The 19,232-nt window shown below is 41.8% G+C and carries 16 protein-coding genes, 2 tRNA genes and 3 rRNA genes; all 21 read right to left on the reverse strand.

The window, feature by feature from the left end:
• Positions 1–130: 130 nt before the first annotated feature.
• The 21 genes from IGL42_RS11080 to IGL42_RS11180 all read right to left on the reverse strand — a co-directional run bounded on the left by IGL42_RS11080 (position 131) and on the right by IGL42_RS11180 (position 19,135).
• Positions 131–919: an acetyl-CoA carboxylase carboxyl transferase subunit alpha gene (locus IGL42_RS11080; RefSeq protein WP_002362363.1), complete on the reverse strand. Its 789-nt coding sequence runs from the start codon at positions 917–919 to the stop codon at positions 131–133.
• Position 920: 1 nt separating this feature from the next.
• A complete protein-coding gene (gene accD, locus IGL42_RS11085; protein ID WP_002356293.1) occupies positions 921–1,787 on the reverse strand; it encodes an acetyl-CoA carboxylase, carboxyltransferase subunit beta in 867 nt (288 codons plus the stop codon).
• Between the two features lie 55 nt (positions 1,788–1,842).
• A complete protein-coding gene (locus tag IGL42_RS11090) occupies positions 1,843–3,213 on the reverse strand; it encodes an acetyl-CoA carboxylase biotin carboxylase subunit (RefSeq protein ID WP_002359385.1) in 1,371 nt (456 codons plus the stop codon).
• A 7-nt stretch (positions 3,214–3,220) separates the two neighbouring features.
• Positions 3,221–3,646, reverse strand: coding sequence for a 3-hydroxyacyl-ACP dehydratase FabZ (gene fabZ, locus IGL42_RS11095; protein WP_002356286.1), 426 nt, complete (start codon positions 3,644–3,646; stop codon positions 3,221–3,223).
• Positions 3,647–3,649: 3 nt separating this feature from the next.
• Positions 3,650–4,138 (reverse strand): acetyl-CoA carboxylase biotin carboxyl carrier protein, encoded by a 489-nt coding sequence (gene accB / locus IGL42_RS11100; RefSeq protein ID WP_002368761.1) that lies wholly within the window; start codon positions 4,136–4,138, stop codon positions 3,650–3,652.
• A gap of 1 nt (position 4,139) precedes the next feature.
• Entirely contained in the window at positions 4,140–5,375 is a 1,236-nt protein-coding gene (fabF, locus tag IGL42_RS11105; protein ID WP_002356284.1) for a beta-ketoacyl-ACP synthase II, read from the reverse strand.
• Positions 5,376–5,393: 18 nt separating this feature from the next.
• A complete protein-coding gene (gene fabG / locus IGL42_RS11110) occupies positions 5,394–6,131 on the reverse strand; it encodes a 3-oxoacyl-[acyl-carrier-protein] reductase (protein WP_002356283.1) in 738 nt (245 codons plus the stop codon).
• A 3-nt stretch (positions 6,132–6,134) separates the two neighbouring features.
• A complete protein-coding gene (gene fabD, locus IGL42_RS11115; RefSeq protein ID WP_010710692.1) occupies positions 6,135–7,064 on the reverse strand; it encodes an ACP S-malonyltransferase in 930 nt (309 codons plus the stop codon).
• Positions 7,065–7,096: 32 nt separating this feature from the next.
• Complete coding sequence (fabK, locus tag IGL42_RS11120) at positions 7,097–8,053, reverse strand: enoyl-[acyl-carrier-protein] reductase FabK (RefSeq protein WP_002356279.1); 957 nt, start codon at positions 8,051–8,053, stop codon at positions 7,097–7,099.
• 136 nt (positions 8,054–8,189) lie between these two features.
• On the reverse strand, positions 8,190–8,417 hold the full coding sequence (locus IGL42_RS11125) for an acyl carrier protein (RefSeq protein ID WP_002356278.1): 228 nt from the start codon (positions 8,415–8,417) through the stop codon (positions 8,190–8,192).
• A 52-nt stretch (positions 8,418–8,469) separates the two neighbouring features.
• Positions 8,470–9,435 (reverse strand): beta-ketoacyl-ACP synthase III, encoded by a 966-nt coding sequence (locus IGL42_RS11130; protein WP_002373893.1) that lies wholly within the window; start codon positions 9,433–9,435, stop codon positions 8,470–8,472.
• Between the two features lie 15 nt (positions 9,436–9,450).
• Positions 9,451–9,891, reverse strand: coding sequence for a fatty acid biosynthesis transcriptional regulator FabT (gene fabT, locus IGL42_RS11135; protein ID WP_002362455.1), 441 nt, complete (start codon positions 9,889–9,891; stop codon positions 9,451–9,453).
• 389 nt (positions 9,892–10,280) lie between these two features.
• Complete coding sequence (locus IGL42_RS11140; protein WP_002379802.1) at positions 10,281–10,511, reverse strand: YkuJ family protein; 231 nt, start codon at positions 10,509–10,511, stop codon at positions 10,281–10,283.
• Between the two features lie 100 nt (positions 10,512–10,611).
• On the reverse strand, positions 10,612–11,502 hold the full coding sequence (locus IGL42_RS11145) for an NAD(P)-dependent oxidoreductase (protein WP_002356274.1): 891 nt from the start codon (positions 11,500–11,502) through the stop codon (positions 10,612–10,614).
• Between the two features lie 72 nt (positions 11,503–11,574).
• Positions 11,575–12,798, reverse strand: coding sequence for a cell wall glycolipid biosynthesis glucosyltransferase BgsB (gene bgsB / locus IGL42_RS11150; protein WP_002389260.1), 1,224 nt, complete (start codon positions 12,796–12,798; stop codon positions 11,575–11,577).
• A gap of 46 nt (positions 12,799–12,844) precedes the next feature.
• Positions 12,845–13,849: a cell wall glycolipid biosynthesis glucosyltransferase BgsA gene (bgsA, locus tag IGL42_RS11155; protein WP_002356269.1), complete on the reverse strand. Its 1,005-nt coding sequence runs from the start codon at positions 13,847–13,849 to the stop codon at positions 12,845–12,847.
• Between the two features lie 192 nt (positions 13,850–14,041).
• Positions 14,042–14,115, reverse strand: a tRNA-Asn gene (locus IGL42_RS11160).
• Between the two features lie 6 nt (positions 14,116–14,121).
• A 5S ribosomal RNA gene (gene rrf / locus IGL42_RS11165) occupies positions 14,122–14,237 on the reverse strand.
• A gap of 96 nt (positions 14,238–14,333) precedes the next feature.
• Positions 14,334–17,246 (reverse strand): 23S ribosomal RNA (locus IGL42_RS11170).
• A 176-nt stretch (positions 17,247–17,422) separates the two neighbouring features.
• A tRNA-Ala gene (locus tag IGL42_RS11175) sits at positions 17,423–17,495 on the reverse strand.
• A 79-nt stretch (positions 17,496–17,574) separates the two neighbouring features.
• Positions 17,575–19,135 (reverse strand): 16S ribosomal RNA (locus tag IGL42_RS11180).
• Together the 16S, 23S and 5S rRNA genes with 2 tRNA genes alongside form the textbook arrangement of a ribosomal RNA operon.
• Positions 19,136–19,232: the final 97 nt, after the last annotated feature.

Raw genomic sequence — 19,232 nt, forward strand, 5'->3', positions numbered from 1 at the left:
ATTATACTGCATTTTACTGAAAATTTCTATAAAGGACGGTCGTTCCTTGTAAAAGAACAAGTAAAATAAAAGAAAAAATAAAAAAAGCCACCCATCAACCCCTGAAAAGTTCGTTGATGAGTAGTAACTTCTAATATTTGCGAAAACGTTGGTATCTTTTTTCTAGTAACGTTTCCGTATCTAATTTAGCTAATTCAGTTAATTTTGAAATGAACGCTTTTTGTAACATGCGATTAATTTTTGCTTGTTCCAGAGGCTGACCGTTCATAACTTCTGGAATTACTTTATCTACAATAGCTAATTCCTTCAGCTCTGTCGCTGTGATTTTCATCAATTCTGCTGCTTCTTTCGCACGACTGCCATCTTTCCACAAAATAGAGGCGAAACCTTCTGGCGAAAGAACCGCATAAATCGTGTGTTCCAACATCCAAACTTCATCTGCGACTGCTAAAGCTAAAGCACCGCCACTACCGCCCTCACCAATGATGACTGAAATGATTGGCACTTTCAAATCAGACATCTCTAACAGGTTTTGCGCAATGGCTTCCCCTTCTCCCCGCTCTTCGGCACCAATCCCACAATAGGCACCAGCAGTGTTCACAAAGGTAATGACTGGGCGATTAAATTTTTCCGCTTGTTTCATTAAACGTAACGCTTTGCGATACCCTTCAGGATTAGGTGAACCAAAATTACGTTCAATATTTTCTGGTAGATTTCGACCTTTTTGGATACCTACCACTGTAACTGGTTTCCCTTGCAAAGTAGCAACACCACCGACTACAGCTAAATCATCGGCAAAGTAACGATCCCCATGAAATTCTAAAAAGTCCTCAAAAATTGCTTCTATATATTCTAAAGTTGTCAAACGATCTTGGGCTCTTGCCAAGGTAACAACATCATTGGCTGTTTTCTTTTCCATGTTAACGCCACCCTTCCAAAGAATGTAAACGTAACAAGTCGCTCAATCGTTGACGCAAAAGATTTCTTGGCACAATCTGATCTACAAAACCATGTTCTAAAAGAAACTCGGCCTTTTGAAAATCATCTGGCAACTCTTGACGAATCGTTTGTTCAATTACACGGCGGCCAGCAAAACCGATTAAACTCTGAGGCTCTGCCAAAATAATATCGCCATCCATCGCAAAACTTGCGGTAACACCGCCAGTCGTTGGATCAGTCAATACCGTAAGATACAGCAAGCCTGCTTTGTTATGCCGTTGCAAAGCGGCCGAAATTTTCGCCATTTGCATCAATGAAAAAATTCCTTCTTGCATACGGGCACCACCAGATGCAGTGAAAATCACTACTGGTAAATGCTTTTCTGTCGCCCGCTCAAACAAGCGTGTGATTTTTTCACCAACAATCGTTCCCATACTGCCCATGATAAAATTAGCGTCCATGATTCCAATTGCAACAGCTTGTCCTTCAATTGTTGCTTCTCCCGTTAAGACAGCTTCATCTAGCCCAGTTTTTTCTTGCATTTTTTCAATTTTTTCAAGATAACCAGGAAAATTTAGTGGATCTTTTGTCACTAATTCACTGTCCCAATTGTGGAAACTTTTTTCATCAACGGTTATCGCTAATCGTTCCCATGCACCAATCCGAAAACTATAGCCACAATGCGGACAGATTTTTTCTGCACCCATTTCTTTTGTATACAGTGTTCGCTTACAAGAAGGGCATTTTGCCCACATATTATCTGGAACAGAAGGCTTCTTTGATGCATCATTTGCATCAGCACGATTTGGATTAATGCGAATGTAATTTTTCTTTTTAAATAATGCCATTTGCTTACTCCTCGTATTTTAGCGGCAAGAGCACAGCTCTTGCGGCGTTCTTTCTTTAATGATTGCTTTCTGGCTCCCAATTTGGTAGAAATGTTTCTTGTAAAAAGCTTGTGTCATAGTCACCTGTCAAAACATTGTCATGTGTAATTAAATCTAATTGGAATTCGGCATTCGTAATAATACCTTCTGTTACAATTTCATTTAAAGCCCTTTGCATTTTCATCAAGGCATCAAAACGATTTTCACCATGTACGATGACTTTTGCAATCATTGAATCATAATAAGGCGGAATTGAATACCCTGAATACATAGCGCTGTCTACACGCAAGCCCATTCCACCACTAGGCAACAAGAGATTTTGAATTTTACCTGGTGAAGGAGCAAAATTAAAGGCAGGATTTTCAGCGTTAATTCGACACTCAATCGCATGCCCAGTCATGATAACATCCTCTTGGGTATAGCCTAAAGGTTCACCTGAAGCAATTTCTAATTGTGCTTTGACTAAATCAATCCCTGTTACCATTTCCGTAACTGGATGTTCGACTTGGATGCGGGTATTCATTTCCATGAAATAAAAGTCGCCAGCTGGATCCATCAAAAATTCAATGGTTCCAGCATTTTCATAATGCACAGCTTGTGCCGCTCGAACGGCCGTTTCGCCTAACATCTGACGCTTTTCTTCAGAAATAGCAATCGATGGTGATTCTTCTAACACTTTTTGATTATTTCTTTGTAGTGAGCAATCACGTTCCCCTAAGTGAATCACATGCCCATATTGATCACCTAAAATTTGCACTTCGATATGACGTGCTGGATAAATAATTTTTTCTAAATACATATCATCATTACCAAATGCGGCTTTGGCTTCTTGCTGCGCTGAAGTAAAGTGTTTCGGTAACTCTTCTTTTGAAAGAACTTTTCGGATTCCTTTTCCGCCACCACCAGCAGCTGCCTTTAACATCACTGGGTAACCAATTTCTTCAGCAATCGTCAACGCTTCTTCGACAGAATCAATGACGCCATCACTCCCAGGAATAACAGGTACCTTGGCTTTTTGCATCAGTTGACGTGCGTTTATTTTATTGCCCATTGCATCAATCGTTTCTGCTTTAGGACCGATAAAAGTAATGTTACATTCTTCGCACATTGAAGCAAATTGACTATTTTCAGATAAGAAACCAAACCCTGGATGAATCGCTTCAGCATTGGTAACAATCGCTGCACTTAAAACAGCTTGAACATTTAAATAAGAATCAGTTGCTTTCGCCGGTCCAATACAAATGGCTTCATCTGCTAACTGTGTGTGTAACGCTTCTTGATCCGCTTCAGAGTAAACAGCAACTGTTTGAACGCCTAATTCGCGACAGGCACGAATAATACGAACAGCGATTTCTCCGCGGTTTGCGATTAATACTTTCGAAAACATTTTTCACCTATCCAATCATAAAGGTTAATTCAGCCTCGGCAACTTTTTTTCCATTAACTTTTGCCACACCTTTACCCATTCCAGCAGAAGCGCGGACTTTTAAAAGTTCAACCTCTAAAATTAATGTGTCGCCTGGTGTTACCTTTTGTCTAAATTTTGCTTTATCTAATCCACCAAAGTATGCCGTTTTCCCTTTGAATTCAGGCATTGAAAGTAATGCCACGGCGCCTGCTTGAGCCAACGATTCAATAATTAAAACTCCTGGCAAAACAGGATTCCCAGGAAAATGACCTTGAAAAACTTGCTCATTAACCGTTACATTCTTTTTCGCTACAACGCGTTCCCCGGGAATGACTTCTTCAACACTATCTAATAATAAAAAGGGATAGCGATGTGGTAAAATTTCTTGAATTTCTGTAATTGTTAATTTCATGTTTTATTCTCCTTTAGCAACTCGGAATAGCGGCTGACCAAATTCAACCACATCTTCATTGTTGACTAACACTTCCGTAATCACACCGTCAACTGTCGCCGTAATTTCATTCATTAATTTCATCGCTTCAACGATACACACAACGTCACCCGTTTTAACAGTGTCTCCTACTTTGACAAAGTTCTCTTTATCTGGTGCTGGTTGTAAATAAACGATTCCTACAATGGGTGACGTAATTTCTTCTGTCTTTTCATTGGCTGTCGGTGTGTTGGTTGGAGTTTCTTCAGCGACAGAAACTGTTTCAACAGGCACTGACACACCACTAGCGGCTACTGGTGTTTCTTGTGGTTGCGCCACTGGTTCTACGGCACTTCGCCCAGAAACTGTATTTTTATTCATATATAATTCAAACGAGCCTTCTCGTAAATCAAATTCGGTTAAAGTTGATTGATCAAATTGTGTTAATAGTGCTTTTACTTCTTCTAACTGCATGTTAATCCTCCCAGCGTTTTAAGCAAATAACTGCATTGTGGCCACCAAAGCCTAGCGAGTTACTTAAAGCATAATCAAATTTATGCTCTTTGCTTTCGTTTAAAACAACGTTCACCGTAATTGCTTCATCTTGATTTTCCACATTAATGGTTGGCGGAATAAATTGATGTTGTAAAGCATTTAGGGTAGCAATTCCTTCAATTCCACCAGCGGCGCCTAAGAGATGTCCCGTCATACTCTTTGTACTACTTACATACGCCGTTTTTGCGGCATCACCTAAAGCCAATTCAATTGCTTTAGATTCTGCACTGTCATTGGCTTGTGTGCTTGTTCCATGGGCGTTAATATAGCCAATTTTTTCTGGAGAAATCCCAGCTTCTTCCATTGCTAGTACCATGGCTTTCGCTGCGCCGCTCCCATCTGGTGTTGGTGATGTCATATGATAGGCATCGCAATTAGCACCATAGCCAACCACTTCACCTAAAATAGTTGCGCCTCGTTCTAGAGCATGATCTAATGATTCTAAAATAAAGACACCCGCTCCTTCTCCCATCACAAATCCACTACGTTCTTTATCAAAGGGAATTGAGGCTTTTTCTGGGTCAGTCGCCTTTGTTAAAGCGGTCAAGGAAGCAAATCCTGAAATACCGATTTCTGTAATAGGCGCTTCTGCTCCACCGGCAATAATGACATCGGAGTAGCCATGTTTGATATTGCGGAACGCTTCCCCAATTGAATGAGTTGCACTAGCACAAGCCGTCACTGTTGACGTACAAATTCCTTTGGCACCAACACGTAAAGCAATATTTCCCGCCACCATGTTTCCAATCGCCATTGGAATAAATAACGGTGCCACACGTTCAGGTCCTTTGTCGTGCATCCGAATTACTTGATTTTGAATTGTTTCCAAACCACCAATTCCGGAACCCACCATAACGCCAAACCGATCCACATCTAGTTGACTGGTATCCAAGCCACTCATAGCCATTGCTTCTAAGGCCGCATAAATGCCAAATAACGAAAACTTATCCATGCGTTTGCCATCTTTTTTAACAAAATATTTTTCCATTGGAAAGTCTTTCACTTCAGCTGCTAAGGTGACACCTGTTTCACTAACATCAAATTTACTAATCGGTCCGATACCATTTTTCCCTGTTTTCAAACTTTCTAAAAAAGTCTCAGGTTCATTGCCAATCGGCGAGGTGACACCGTAACCGGTAATAACTACTCGATTCATCCTTTTGACTCCTTTCGTTTATCCGTGCATGACTAAGCCGCCATCAACATTCACGACTTGCCCAGTAATATAGGGACTTTTAGCTAAGAAAATCGCTGTAGCTGCGACATCTTCGACTTGCCCAAACGTTTGTAAGGGAATTTGCGCATTCATTTGTGTTTTAACTTTTTCCGATAAAACATCCGTCATTTCTGTTTGGATAAACCCTGGTGCAATCGCATTGCAGGTAATACCGCGCGGCGCAACTTCTCGTGCCACCGATTTAGTAAAACCAACGACACCGGCTTTACTCGCAGCGTAGTTTGCTTGACCAACATTTCCCATTAAACCAGAAACGCTAGCCATATTAATAATCCGACCACTTCGTTGTTTCATCATACGTTTAACCGCTTGTTGGGTCATGTTAAAAGTTCCTACCAAGTTAATATCTAAACAGGCATTAAAATCCTCTTTTGTCATTCGTAATAATAATTTATCATTCGTAATCCCAGCGTTATTCACCAGAATATCAATCGAGCCTAATTGGTCAACGGTTGCTTGAATCATCTCACCTGCTGCATCAAAATCGGAAATATCTCCAGAAAGGCCAATACATTTTACCCCAAAGGCTTCAATTTCTTGTCGTTGTTCTGGCGTAATCTCACTCCGACCGTTTAAAACAATATTGGCGCCCTCTTTCGCAAAAGCCAACGCAACTGCTTTGCCAATCCCACGAGTGCTTCCAGTAATAAATACGTTTTTCCCTGTTAATTCCATTTTTTACCTCCCAGTAAGTGCTGTTAACGTTTCTGTTAATGTTGCAACATCTTCCACACGGTGCATTTCAATTGTTTTGTCAATTTTTTTAACAAAACCAGTTAATGTTTTCCCTGGACCAACTTCAATCATCGTTCCCACGTTCATAGCCTTCATCGTTTCGATACTGTCTTCAAAACGTACCGCAGACATGACTTGCTTTTCCAATAACGCTTGAATTGCCTCTTGGGGCATAATTTCGGCAGTCGTATTACTAATGACAGGAATTTGCATCGTTTGAAAGTTCAATTTTGCTAAATCCTGAGTCAATTTTTTTGATGCTGGTTGTAACAGCGCCGTATGGAAAGGGCCACTCACATTTAACGGAATCATTCGCTTCACACCAGCTTCTTTGAGAAGTGTCATCGCTTGATCAACAGCAGCAACCTCACCACCAATCACGATTTGTTGTGGTGTATTATAATTTGCTGGAGCCACAATTCCGAAAGCACTGGCTTCTTGGCAGGCTTTCTCAATTACTTCACGCTCAGCATTCATGACAGCAACCATTTTGCCAGTTCCTTGTGGTGCTGCTTCTGTCATGTACTGACCGCGCTTTTGGACCAAGGCCACTGCTTCTGAAAAACACAAAGCCCCGCTGGCAACCAAAGCACTGTATTCCCCTAAGCTTAAACCCGCTACGACATCAGGCGTTAGTCCTTTTTGTTGCAAAAGACGGTAAAATGCGACACTGACTGTCAAAATAGCAGGTTGCGTATATTCTGTTTCATTTAAACGTTCATTTTCAGTAAAACAAAGTTCTGCCATCTCATAACCTAAGATATGACTTGCTTCATCGAAAGTTTCCCGAACAATCGCTTCTTGGTGATATAATTCTTCACCCATCCCTTGATACTGGGCTCCTTGTCCACTAAATAAAATCGCTGTTTTCATACGACACCTCATTTTTTGTTAAAATTATTCACTTAGCCCCAACGCTGATTCATCTTATGTACAATCGCTTTGCATTCAGACATGAGTGAATCAATGATTTCTTGGGCTGTTTCTTCTTTTTTTATTAACCCGGCAATTTGTCCCGCCATGACGGAACCGTAATCCATATCCCCGTCAACGACAGCTTTGCGCAAAGCGCCTTGACCAATCTTTTCAAACATTTCTAAATCAGGTACTTCTTTTTGAAGTTCTTGCTTTTCTAATTGATTATATTGAGCGGTTAATTTATTTTTTAAAGTACGCACTGGATGGCCAAAATGTTGGCAGGTAATTACTGCATCTAAATCACGTGCCTTTAAAACTTTCTGTTTATAATCTGGATGAACGTTGCATTCTTTGGCAATTAAAAAACGTGTGCCTAACTGGACTGCTTCAGCACCTAACATAAAGGCAGCAGCCATACCACGACCATCACCAATCCCACCTGCTGCAATCACAGGAATTGACACAGCGTCAACGATTTGCGGTAAGCCACTCATAGTGGTTAACTTGCCAATATGTCCACCAGCTTCCATTCCTTCAAAAATGACAGCATCTGCACCAATTTTTTCCATTCTTTTTGCTAAAGCAACTGAAGGAACTACTGGGATTACTTTAATGTTATGTTCTTTAAAACGAGCCATGTATTTGGCTGGATTGCCTGCACCTGTCGTTACGACAGGAACCTGTTCTTCACAAACCAAATCGACAATTTCATCGGCAAAAGGTGAAAGTAACATGATATTGACACCAAAGGGTTGCTCCGTTAATTCTTTAACTTTTTTAATTTCTTTTTTTACGACTTCTTTTGGGGCATTGCCGCCAGCAATAATCCCTAATCCACCAGCGTTTGACACAGCACTTGCTAATGAAGCATCGGCTACCCAAGCCATACCGCCTTGAAAAATGGGATAATTGATTCCAAGCAACTCACATAACTGTTGATTCATTGATTTTATACGTCCTTTAGTTCTAAGATAAGTACACTTCATTCAAGTAAAAAAGGATTTTTCCGGCTTATTTACTTGTTTTTTTAGGGACTGGGTCATTTAGCAATTAAATGTCCCAGCCCCCTATTTTCATGTATTAGTTTGCTTGTTGTTTTTCTACATATGTTACTAAATCTTGAACGGTTTGGATGCCATCTTCTGTTTCGATTTTCACATCAAATTCATCTTCGATTTCGTTAATGATTTGGAATAAATCTAAGCTATCCGCATCTAATTCTTCTTGAATGTTTGTAGTTAATTGTACCTCTTCAGCATCTTTTCCTAATTCTTCTACGATAATTGCTTGAATTTTTTCAAATACCATGTGTATATTCCTCCAAAATAGTCATTTTCTTCATTTATATGTGAACAGTTTTTTACAGCGTTAGGAGCAGTGAGCCCCATGTCAAGCCGCCGCCAAATCCTGTTAGCACCACGCGTTGTTGGGAACCTAAAATTAAGGTCCCATTTTCAACTGCTTCATCCAACAAAATAGGAATGCTAGCAGCTGAGGTATTGCCATATTTATCCATATTCGTTAAAAACTTCTCGCGGGAAATCTTCGTCTTACGTGCAATTTTATCGATAATGCGCACATTTGCTTGATGTAGTAGAAGATAATCCACGGTTTCGTCCGTCACGAGTGATAAAATATTTTGTGAAACATCTTTAATCGCAAAATCAAAAATACTACGTCCTTCCATCTGTAGCGTCTTACTAGCCTGCTCATGCCCCTGATAAAAAGGACTTTCGTTGATCGTGTAGCCTGACGTTAAAGCCGCCCACCGTTGTCCATCTGCTTGTAATTTTTCATTTAGAAAATGCGGTGTCTCAGTCGCTTCAATCAAGACGCCGGCAGCCCCATCACCGAAAAGCACCGCTGTGGAGCGATCGGTCCAATCCAACATTTTGGAAAATGTTTCGCCACCAATTACTAGACCTGTTTGATAACGACCACTTAAGACTAGTTTTTCTGCCATGCTTAAGGCATAGACAAAACCAGAACACGCTGCACTGATGTCAAAAGCAAAAGCCTCAGTAGCGCCAATTGCGCCTTGCACTTGGCAAGCAACAGAAGGCATATTGAAATCTGGTGTCACTGTTGCAACTAAAATAAAGTCAATCTCACTTGCTTGCTTTCCAGATTTTTCCAATAACTGTTTTGCGACTTGATGACATAAATCAGACGTATTTTCTTGCGTAACGATGCGACGTTCACTAATGCCTGTTCGCGAATGTATCCATTCATCAGAGGTATCCATCATTTCACTCAGTTGGTGATTCGTGACACAATTCTCTGGAACATAACGGCTTGTACAACTAATTCGTGCATAATTCTTCATGGGGATCCTCACTTTTTATTTGTATTCTTGCAAGAAATCATGAAGATTTTTTAGTGCTCTTAACAGCGCTTGTTCTTCTTCTTGCTCCATGCCTTTCAAAATGTTTTTAACCATTTCACGATGAAAATGCTGATGGACTCTAAAAAGTAATTTTCCTTTTTTAGTTAAGCCAAGCTTTACTACACGTCGATCATCTTCACTACGCAAACGTTCAACATAGCCTTTTTTAACTAAGTTGTTAATCGCTACAGTAAGTGTTCCGACGGTAATTGACAGTTCCTTGGCTACTTCTGAAGACGTTTTTTTCTTGTACATACCAATTGCTTCGATTGTGTGCATCTCCGTAATGGATAAATCATTAAATTGTGATTTTTTCAATTCAGATTCTTCAATCGTTAAGATGTCATTAAAGACACTGACTAAGTAATCGTTGACTGTTTCTAAATTAGGTTCCATTCTGTGCACCATCCATATACTTTGATTATCAAAACATTTGATGTTCAAACTATATCGTAAATAAGCAAAGAATGCAAGAGAATTTTCTATATTTTTAATGAAATATTCTTCAAATATTTCAAAAAAGGCGCATTTTCAAGGGACGAGGCTTTTAAAAAAAGGATCAATTACTTTGATACCCAAACTATTTTCACAGAAAAAGGAAAGAAGTGCAACTAAAAAGCATCACTGGCACTCCCCTGATTGAGAAGTGCCAGTGATTTTTGTTATATAATTCTTAAACTCCCACTAAGCTATTGCTACAACTTGACTGGATAATACGAGAAGAGAGTGAACCAGAAGCTTTGGTGCTTCTACTCCACTCCCTTATTAAAATGTAGGACGATTAATTATTGAATTAAGTCGTAAATTTCCATTGCTACAATATCGATGTTATCGAATTGATAGCTTTGGTGCGTATCAGATTCTGTTAATTCAAATGTTTCTGTTGATTTATCAAAACTTACAATACATTTCTCTACGCCTTCACGTTCAAAGCGGCGTACTTGTACTTCATTATCTGCTGCTTCGATCATTGCTTCCAGTCTCTTAATAATCGCCACAAGTTGTGAATGTTTCATCAGTGGGCCTCCTTTTGCAAACTAGTTCTGTACCATTGTAACAAAACATTGCCTAACTTGCATGATTTTTCGTCATTTTTTTTGATTTTTTTGTTGTTCTTTAATTTTTATTCGTTGGTTGCTTGCCATCTGTCCACCAAAGCTTAATTAAGGCCTGTGTGCCATCATTTTCAAACCCTTTATCTGCAAGGCTTTCATATAATTCTGTCGCTTTTTGCGTCGCTGGCAATGGAAGGTCAAGTTTTTTTGCTTCATCTAACGCAATCTTTAAATCTTTGATAAAATGTTTAACAAAAAAGCCTGGCGTATAATCTTCTTTTAAAATACGCGGACCATAATTACTTAATGACCAGTTTGCAGCACTACCACCACCGACTGTTTCCAGAACTTTTTCTAAAGTTAATCCTGTCGCATTTGCATAAACGAGCATTTCAGTCAAACCGGTCATTGTGCCTGCAATCATTAACTGATTCGCCATCTTAGTGTGTTGCCCTTTTCCAGCTGAGCCGTGTAGCATAAACGTTTTACCAAATGTTTTGAAAATTGGTAAGACGGTGTCATAACTTTCTTGATCGCCACCAACCATAATTGTTAAAGTACCATTTTTAGCACCTAAGTCACCACCAGAAACTGGCGCATCCAACGCATGAGCACCCACTTCTGCTGCTTTTTTGGCAATCTTTTCAGCCAAGGTCGGCGTACTTGTGGTTAAATCTACTACTATTTTACCTGTAAGATCTGCTTGAAAAATCCCTGTTTCATTAAAATACACGCCTTCAACATCTGAAGGAAAGCCAACCATTGTAAAAATGATATCACTCGCTTCCGCAATTGCTTTTGGCGTATCATACCAAACTGCTCCTTCAGCAACTAAATCATCTGTTTTACTTTTTGTTCGATTGTAAACATTGACAGATAAATTGTTTTTCATCATGTTACGAATAATTGATTTCCCCATGACACCCGTTCCAATAAAGCCGATTTTAGACATAGTAGCTTCCTCCGTTCTTAAAATAAAAAACTTTCCTCCTTCAGTATAAACGAAGGAGGAAAGTTTTGCAGTTTATTTTCTTAAAGATGTAAATTTTACTTTAATTTTTTTTATTGAGTCCGCATTTTCTTTTTCCATTTGAAGTTGATCAAAGTAAATCAATGTATCTTGATAAAATTCAATCATTTTGTTGCCAAAGTTTGTAGAAGAAATTTCAAATAATTTTTCATCTAAAATAGTTTGGTCCATTTTAATATTTGCTTGTATATAGTCAATCAATGTTGGGGCAAAATCACTGTCTGTCTTAAAAGTTTTGCCTAAGCTTTCATGATCAAATAAATTATTTAAATAGGCGTTCCCTTCTGCAACACATTGAACGCCAGCAGCCATCGCTTCTGTATAAGTTAAGCCTTGTGTTTCCGACGTTGATGCGCTGACAAAATAGTCAGCAGCTTTATAATAAATGGCGACTTCTTCATTTGGCACTTCACCCGTAAATTGAACGTATTCACTGACTTCTAGTTCTTCTGCTAATTCTTTTAAATCCTCTAGATAGGGACCATTTCCAACTATTACTAAACGAGTTTGTGGTAATTTTTCAATAATTTGTGGTAATCCTTGAATAATTGCTTGAATATTTTTTTCATAAGAAATTCGACTTAACGATAACAACATAATCTGTTGCTCTTCAATACCTAGTTGTTGACGCATTCCAGCGATCATTTCTTCAGTAATATCGGGACGTAAAAACTTATCAATTTCGATCCCTGTTGGAATAATTCTCATTGGTGCGGTCACTCCATAATCCCGTAATTTTTCAATGACACGTTCACTGGGACAAACAACACCTGTCGTATGATTTGTAAACACTCTTGAAAAGAATTTAACATGTGATGGACGGACAACTTTTCCTTTAGCAATATAATGTAAGTAATCTTCATACATTGTATGATACGTATGGATGACAGGGATTTTCATTTTTTTCCCAACCATTTTCCCTAAAATACCCGCACCAAATTCAGTATGTGTATGAATTAAATCTAATTCCAATTCTTTGGCAATTAAATAGGCGTACCACATGCCGCGAACCACTACTCGGCGATCTTTAAAAGACACGAATGGCACACTAGGCATTCGTATGACATCTTCTTCAAAATCAGTCGCGTTAGGATCGGTTGTCGTAAAAATATACACTTCATGGCCGTGCTTTTCTAATTCATCTTTTAAGGTCTTAATAGAAGTCGCTACCCCACTCACTTGCGGGAAATACGTATCAGTAAAAAAACCAATTTTCACTCTCATTACCTCCATTTCATCTAACAATAACTGCCTTCAATATTTGTTAAGATAAGACTGTTTCGTAGACTTCTTTTAACTCGTAACCAATTTGCTTGATACTTCTTTGCTCTGCTACTTGATAGCCTGCTTCTCTAGTGCTAGGTATTTTCCCTTCTAATAAGCCTTCAATATATTTTTTAAATTCTTCAATAGAATGACCCATATAACAATTTTCATTAGCTACTAGCCAGCCTTGATAAACTGGAATATCACGCACTAAAACTTGTTGCTGACTAGCTAATGCTTCTAAAACAACAATTCCTTCCGTTTCTTCACGAGAAGGGAAAAAGAAGAGATTCGCTGCCGCATAGGCCCCTTCGATGACATCTCCTTTAATATAACCTGGGAAAATAACATTTTCTGGATGATCTTCTTTAACTAATTGTCGGATATTTTTTGGGATAGAATACATTGGTGTATCACCAAACCAAATAAATTGATACTCTGGTAATTGTCGTGCAACTTCAATAAAATCAGTGATTCCTTTGCGTTCAAAAAATAATCCCACACAAATAATTACTTTTTTCTCTTCATCTATTTTAAAATATTCTCGGAATTTTTGTTCCTTTTCTTCTGAAGGATAAAAGCGTGATAAATCAATACCATTTGAGATCGCCGAAATAGGTACTCTAATGCCATATCCTTCTAGCAATGTTTTAGAATACGGTGTTGGTGTAATTAAATGATCCGCTTTGGAATACAAACTGATAAGATATTTTTTTACTAATGGTGCCAGTTGATTAGACCCAATAAAGGAATTACGAAAATCTTCTTCTGTCGAATGGGCATGATAAATAACTTTTTTTCCTAGTTTACGTGCTTTTCTGACCATACGATGGCTATTTACGCCATATGTATTAATATGCAATATATCATAGTCACTGCAATCAGCATCTAATGTATATTCTATTCCAACTTCAGAGAGCGCTCGTTTCTGGTGATCTAATGCTCGACCAATACCTGATTTAGCTAAGATTTTCTCACCTTCAAAATATAACAATATTTTCAAACCCGCTCCTCCTTTTCTGCTTTACTAACTATAATAAACACATTATACCATAGCTAAAATTTGATGTATTCATTCTTCGGTAGGATCCTTTTAATCTTATAAATGTTTTTAAGGTCCCTTCTTCAAGCTTATCAAAAAATAGTGAATAAAACAAAAAAAGCAAAAACCAAGTTGGTTTTTGCTTTTGCTCAACTCCGGCAGTAGGACTCGAACCTACGACATCATGATTAACAGTCATGCGCTACTACCAACTGAGCTATGCCGGAATAATCGCGTGGCGACGTCCTACTCTCACAAAGGGAAACCCTTCACTACAATCGGCGCTAAGAAGCTTAACTTCTGTGTTCGGCATGGGAACAGGTGTATCCTTCTCGCTATCGCCACCACACTGGGTGTTGTTTCTTATTGAGTTGAATCTTCATTCACTCAAAACTGGATTGAAGTTTGAATCAAAATAACCAAGTTGCTTTTACTTATCCATTCTTTGGTTAAGTCCTCGACCGATTAGTATTGGTCCGCTCCAACTATCACTAGCCTTCCACTTCCAACCTATCTACCTGATCATCTCTCAGGGGTCTTACTTTCTTAAAGAAATGGGAAATCTCATCTTGAGGTGGGCTTCACACTTAGATGCTTTCAGCGTTTATCCCTTCCCTACATAGCTACCCAGCAATGCCCTTGGCAGAACAACTGGTACACCAGCGGTAAGTCCATCCCGGTCCTCTCGTACTAAGGACAGCTCCTCTCAAATTTCCAACGCCCGCGACGGATAGGGACCGAACTGTCTCACGACGTTCTGAACCCAGCTCGCGTGCCGCTTTAATGGGCGAACAGCCCAACCCTTGGGACCGACTACAGCCCCAGGATGCGACGAGCCGACATCGAGGTGCCAAACCTCCCCGTCGATGTGGACTCTTGGGGGAGATAAGCCTGTTATCCCCAGGGTAGCTTTTATCCGTTGAGCGATGGCCCTTCCATGCGGAACCACCGGATCACTAAGCCCGACTTTCGTCCCTGCTCGACTTGTAGGTCTCGCAGTCAAGCTCCCTTCTGCCTTTACACTCTTCGAATGATTTCCAACCATTCTGAGGGAACCTTTGGGCGCCTCCGTTACCTTTTAGGAGGCGACCGCCCCAGTCAAACTGCCCATCTGACACTGTCTCCCACCACGATTAGTGGTGCGGGTTAGAGGGTTCATAACACAAGGGTAGTATCCCACCAGCGCCTCCTCCGAAACTAGCGTTCCGGTCTCATCGGCTCCTACCTATCCTGTACATGTGGTACAAACACTCAATATCAAACTACAGTAAAGCTCCATGGGGTCTTTCCGTCCTGTCGCGGGTAACCTGCATCTTCACAGGTACTAAAATTTCACCGAGTCTCTCGTTGAGACAGTGCCCAAATCGTTACGCCTTTCGTGCGGGTCGGAACTTACCCGACAAGGAATTTCGCTACCTTAGGACCGTTATAGTTACGGCCGCCGTTTACTGGGGCTTCAATTCTGAGCTTCGCCGAAGCTAACCCATCCTCTTAACCTTCCAGCACCGGGCAGGCGTCAGCCCCTATACTTCATCTTACGATTTTGCAGAGACCTGTGTTTTTGATAAACAGTCGCTTGGGCCTATTCACTGCGGCTGACCGAAGTCAGCACCCCTTCTCCCGAAGTTACGGGGTCATTTTGCCGAGTTCCTTAACGAGAGTTCGCTCGCTCACCTTAGGATACTCTCCTCGACTACCTGTGTCGGTTTACGGTACGGGCAGTTGTTTTCTCACTAGAAGCTTTTCTTGGCAGTGTGACATCAGGAACTTCGCTACTATTATTTCGCTCCCCGTCACAACTTGTCCTTAAAGAGTAAAGCATTTAACTCTACTCAAGACTCATTGCTTGGACATGCACTTCCAATCGCATGCATTCCTTAGCCTACTGCGTCCCTCCATTGCTCAAACAAAAACAACTGGTACAGGAATATCAACCTGTTGTCCATCGCCTACGCCTATCGGCCTCGGCTTAGGTCCCGACTAACCCTGGGCGGACGAGCCTTCCCCAGGAAACCTTAGTCATACGGTGGACAGGATTCTCACCTGTCTTTCGCTACTCATACCGGCATTCTCACTTCTAAGCGCTCCAGCCGTCCTCACGATCGACCTTCAACGCCCTTAGAACGCTCTCCTACCACTACACCTAATGGTGTAGTCCACAGCTTCGGTAATATGTTTAGCCCCGGTACATTTTCGGCGCAGGGTCACTCGACTAGTGAGCTATTACGCACTCTTTAAATGGTGGCTGCTTCTAAGCCAACATCCTAGTTGTCTGTGCAACCCCACATCCTTTTCCACTTAACATATATTTTGGGACCTTAGCTGGTGGTCTGGGCTGTTTCCCTTTCGACTACGGATCTTATCACTCGCAGTCTGACTCCCGGATATAAATGAATGGCATTCGGAGTTTATCTGAATTCGGTAACCCGAGATGGGCCCCTAGTCCAAACAGTGCTCTACCTCCATCATTCTCAATTCCGAGGCTAGCCCTAAAGCTATTTCGGAGAGAACCAGCTATCTCCAAGTTCGTTTGGAATTTCTCCGCTACCCACACCTCATCCCCGCACTTTTCAACGTACGTGGGTTCGGTCCTCCAGTGCGTTTTACCGCACCTTCAACCTGGACATGGGTAGATCACATGGTTTCGGGTCTACGACTACATACTCATTCGCCCTATTCAGACTCGCTTTCGCTGCGGCTCCGTCTCTTCGACTTAACCTCGCATGCAATCGTAACTCGCCGGTTCATTCTACAAAAGGCACGCCATCACTCATTAACGAGCTTTGACTTGTTGTAGGCACACGGTTTCAGGATCTATTTCACTCCCCTTCCGGGGTGCTTTTCACCTTTCCCTCACGGTACTGGTTCACTATCGGTCACTAGGGAGTATTTAGCCTTGCGGGATGGTCCCCGCGGATTCCGACGGAATTTCTCGTGTTCCGCCGTACTCAGGATCCTCCTAGGTGTTGTCAGCATTTCGTCTACGGGGCTTTCACCCTCTTTAGCGGAATTTTCCAAATCCTTCAACTATACTAACAGACTACCATATTGGAGTCCTACAACCCCAACAAGCAAGCTTGTTGGTTTGGGCTCTTCCCGTTTCGCTCGCCGCTACTCAGGGAATCGAATTTTCTTTCTCTTCCTGCAGGTACTAAGATGTTTCAGTTCTCTGCGTCTACCTCTAATCAGCTATGTATTCACTGAAAAGTAATATCCTATAAAAGATATTGGGTTCCCCCATTCGGAAATCTCTGGATCATAGCTTACTTACAGCTCCCCAAAGCATATCGGTGTTAGTCCCGTCCTTCATCGGCTCCTAGTGCCAAGGCATCCACCGTGCGCCCTTATTCACTTAACCTTATCAACCTTACGGTTGGGTCTTGATCACTTCTTCTAGCGATAGAAGGTTAATCAATAAATAAGCAATTGAACTTATTAAAAAACTCATTCAACGCGGTGTTCTCGGTTTGTTTTGATTCTTTTTACTTCAATATCCAGTTTTCAATGAACGAATCTGATAGCAAAAGCTATCAATGGAGCCTAGCGGGATCGAACCGCTGACCTCCTGCGTGCAAAGCAGGCGCTCTCCCAGCTGAGCTAAGGCCCCGAACTTATTTGATTGAGAGTAGACCTCTCAAAACTGAACAAAGTAAAGACGAAATGTGTATTTCCGTAATATTCCTTAGAAAGGAGGTGATCCAGCCGCACCTTCCGATACGGCTACCTTGTTACGACTTCACCCCAATCATCTATCCCACCTTAGGCGGCTGGCTCCAAAAAGGTTACCTCACCGACTTCGGGTGTTACAAACTCTCGTGGTGTGACGGGCGGTGTGTACAAGGCCCGGGAACGTATTCACCGCGGCGTGCTGATCCGCGATTACTAGCGATTCCGGCTTCATGCAGGCGAGTTGCAGCCTGCAATCCGAACTGAGAGAAGCTTTAAGAGATTTGCATGACCTCGCGGTCTAGCGACTCGTTGTACTTCCCATTGTAGCACGTGTGTAGCCCAGGTCATAAGGGGCATGATGATTTGACGTCATCCCCACCTTCCTCCGGTTTGTCACCGGCAGTCTCGCTAGAGTGCCCAACTAAATGATGGCAACTAACAATAAGGGTTGCGCTCGTTGCGGGACTTAACCCAACATCTCACGACACGAGCTGACGACAACCATGCACCACCTGTCACTTTGTCCCCGAAGGGAAAGCTCTATCTCTAGAGTGGTCAAAGGATGTCAAGACCTGGTAAGGTTCTTCGCGTTGCTTCGAATTAAACCACATGCTCCACCGCTTGTGCGGGCCCCCGTCAATTCCTTTGAGTTTCAACCTTGCGGTCGTACTCCCCAGGCGGAGTGCTTAATGCGTTTGCTGCAGCACTGAAGGGCGGAAACCCTCCAACACTTAGCACTCATCGTTTACGGCGTGGACTACCAGGGTATCTAATCCTGTTTGCTCCCCACGCTTTCGAGCCTCAGCGTCAGTTACAGACCAGAGAGCCGCCTTCGCCACTGGTGTTCCTCCATATATCTACGCATTTCACCGCTACACATGGAATTCCACTCTCCTCTTCTGCACTCAAGTCTCCCAGTTTCCAATGACCCTCCCCGGTTGAGCCGGGGGCTTTCACATCAGACTTAAGAAACCGCCTGCGCTCGCTTTACGCCCAATAAATCCGGACAACGCTTGCCACCTACGTATTACCGCGGCTGCTGGCACGTAGTTAGCCGTGGCTTTCTGGTTAGATACCGTCAGGGGACGTTCAGTTACTAACGTCCTTGTTCTTCTCTAACAACAGAGTTTTACGATCCGAAAACCTTCTTCACTCACGCGGCGTTGCTCGGTCAGACTTTCGTCCATTGCCGAAGATTCCCTACTGCTGCCTCCCGTAGGAGTCTGGGCCGTGTCTCAGTCCCAGTGTGGCCGATCACCCTCTCAGGTCGGCTATGCATCGTGGCCTTGGTGAGCCGTTACCTCACCAACTAGCTAATGCACCGCGGGTCCATCCATCAGTGACACCCGAAAGCGCCTTTCACTCTTATGCCATGCGGCATAAACTGTTATGCGGTATTAGCACCTGTTTCCAAGTGTTATCCCCCTCTGATGGGTAGGTTACCCACGTGTTACTCACCCGTCCGCCACTCCTCTTTCCAAATGAGTGCAAGCACTCGGGAGGAAAGAAGCGTTCGACTTGCATGTATTAGGCACGCCGCCAGCGTTCGTCCTGAGCCAGGATCAAACTCTCATAATAAAAGTTAGAACAATCTTGCGATTGTTAAGCTCAATTTGTTTGCTAGCATATTGCTTGCTTGTTAAAAATGTTTGTTGTCTTGAATTGAATCAAGACG

The sequence above is a fragment of the Enterococcus sp. DIV0712 genome (assembly GCF_050554855.1).
GTDB lineage: Bacteria > Bacillota > Bacilli > Lactobacillales > Enterococcaceae > Enterococcus > Enterococcus faecalis.

What these genes read in the sequence shown, in the direction of transcription:
- fabK (WP_002356279.1), bottom strand. Translation starts at nt 8,053, where the DNA reads ATGAATCAACAGTTATGTGAGTTGCTTGGAATCAATTATCCCATTTTT.
- IGL42_RS11080 (WP_002362363.1), bottom strand. Translation starts at nt 919, where the DNA reads ATGGAAAAGAAAACAGCCAATGATGTTGTTACCTTGGCAAGAGCCCAA.
- fabZ (WP_002356286.1), bottom strand. Translation starts at nt 3,646, where the DNA reads ATGAAATTAACAATTACAGAAATTCAAGAAATTTTACCACATCGCTAT.
- IGL42_RS11130 (WP_002373893.1), bottom strand. Translation starts at nt 9,435, where the DNA reads ATGAAGAATTATGCACGAATTAGTTGTACAAGCCGTTATGTTCCAGAG.
- accB (WP_002368761.1), bottom strand. Translation starts at nt 4,138, where the DNA reads ATGCAGTTAGAAGAAGTAAAAGCACTATTAACACAATTTGATCAATCA.
- fabD (WP_010710692.1), bottom strand. Translation starts at nt 7,064, where the DNA reads ATGAAAACAGCGATTTTATTTAGTGGACAAGGAGCCCAGTATCAAGGG.
- fabF (WP_002356284.1), bottom strand. Translation starts at nt 5,375, where the DNA reads ATGAATCGAGTAGTTATTACCGGTTACGGTGTCACCTCGCCGATTGGC.
- fabT (WP_002362455.1), bottom strand. Translation starts at nt 9,891, where the DNA reads ATGGAACCTAATTTAGAAACAGTCAACGATTACTTAGTCAGTGTCTTT.
- fabG (WP_002356283.1), bottom strand. Translation starts at nt 6,131, where the DNA reads ATGGAATTAACAGGGAAAAACGTATTTATTACTGGAAGCACTCGTGGG.
- IGL42_RS11090 (WP_002359385.1), bottom strand. Translation starts at nt 3,213, where the DNA reads ATGTTTTCGAAAGTATTAATCGCAAACCGCGGAGAAATCGCTGTTCGT.
- IGL42_RS11145 (WP_002356274.1), bottom strand. Translation starts at nt 11,502, where the DNA reads ATGTCTAAAATCGGCTTTATTGGAACGGGTGTCATGGGGAAATCAATT.
- IGL42_RS11140 (WP_002379802.1), bottom strand. Translation starts at nt 10,511, where the DNA reads ATGAAACATTCACAACTTGTGGCGATTATTAAGAGACTGGAAGCAATG.
- IGL42_RS11125 (WP_002356278.1), bottom strand. Translation starts at nt 8,417, where the DNA reads ATGGTATTTGAAAAAATTCAAGCAATTATCGTAGAAGAATTAGGAAAA.
- accD (WP_002356293.1), bottom strand. Translation starts at nt 1,787, where the DNA reads ATGGCATTATTTAAAAAGAAAAATTACATTCGCATTAATCCAAATCGT.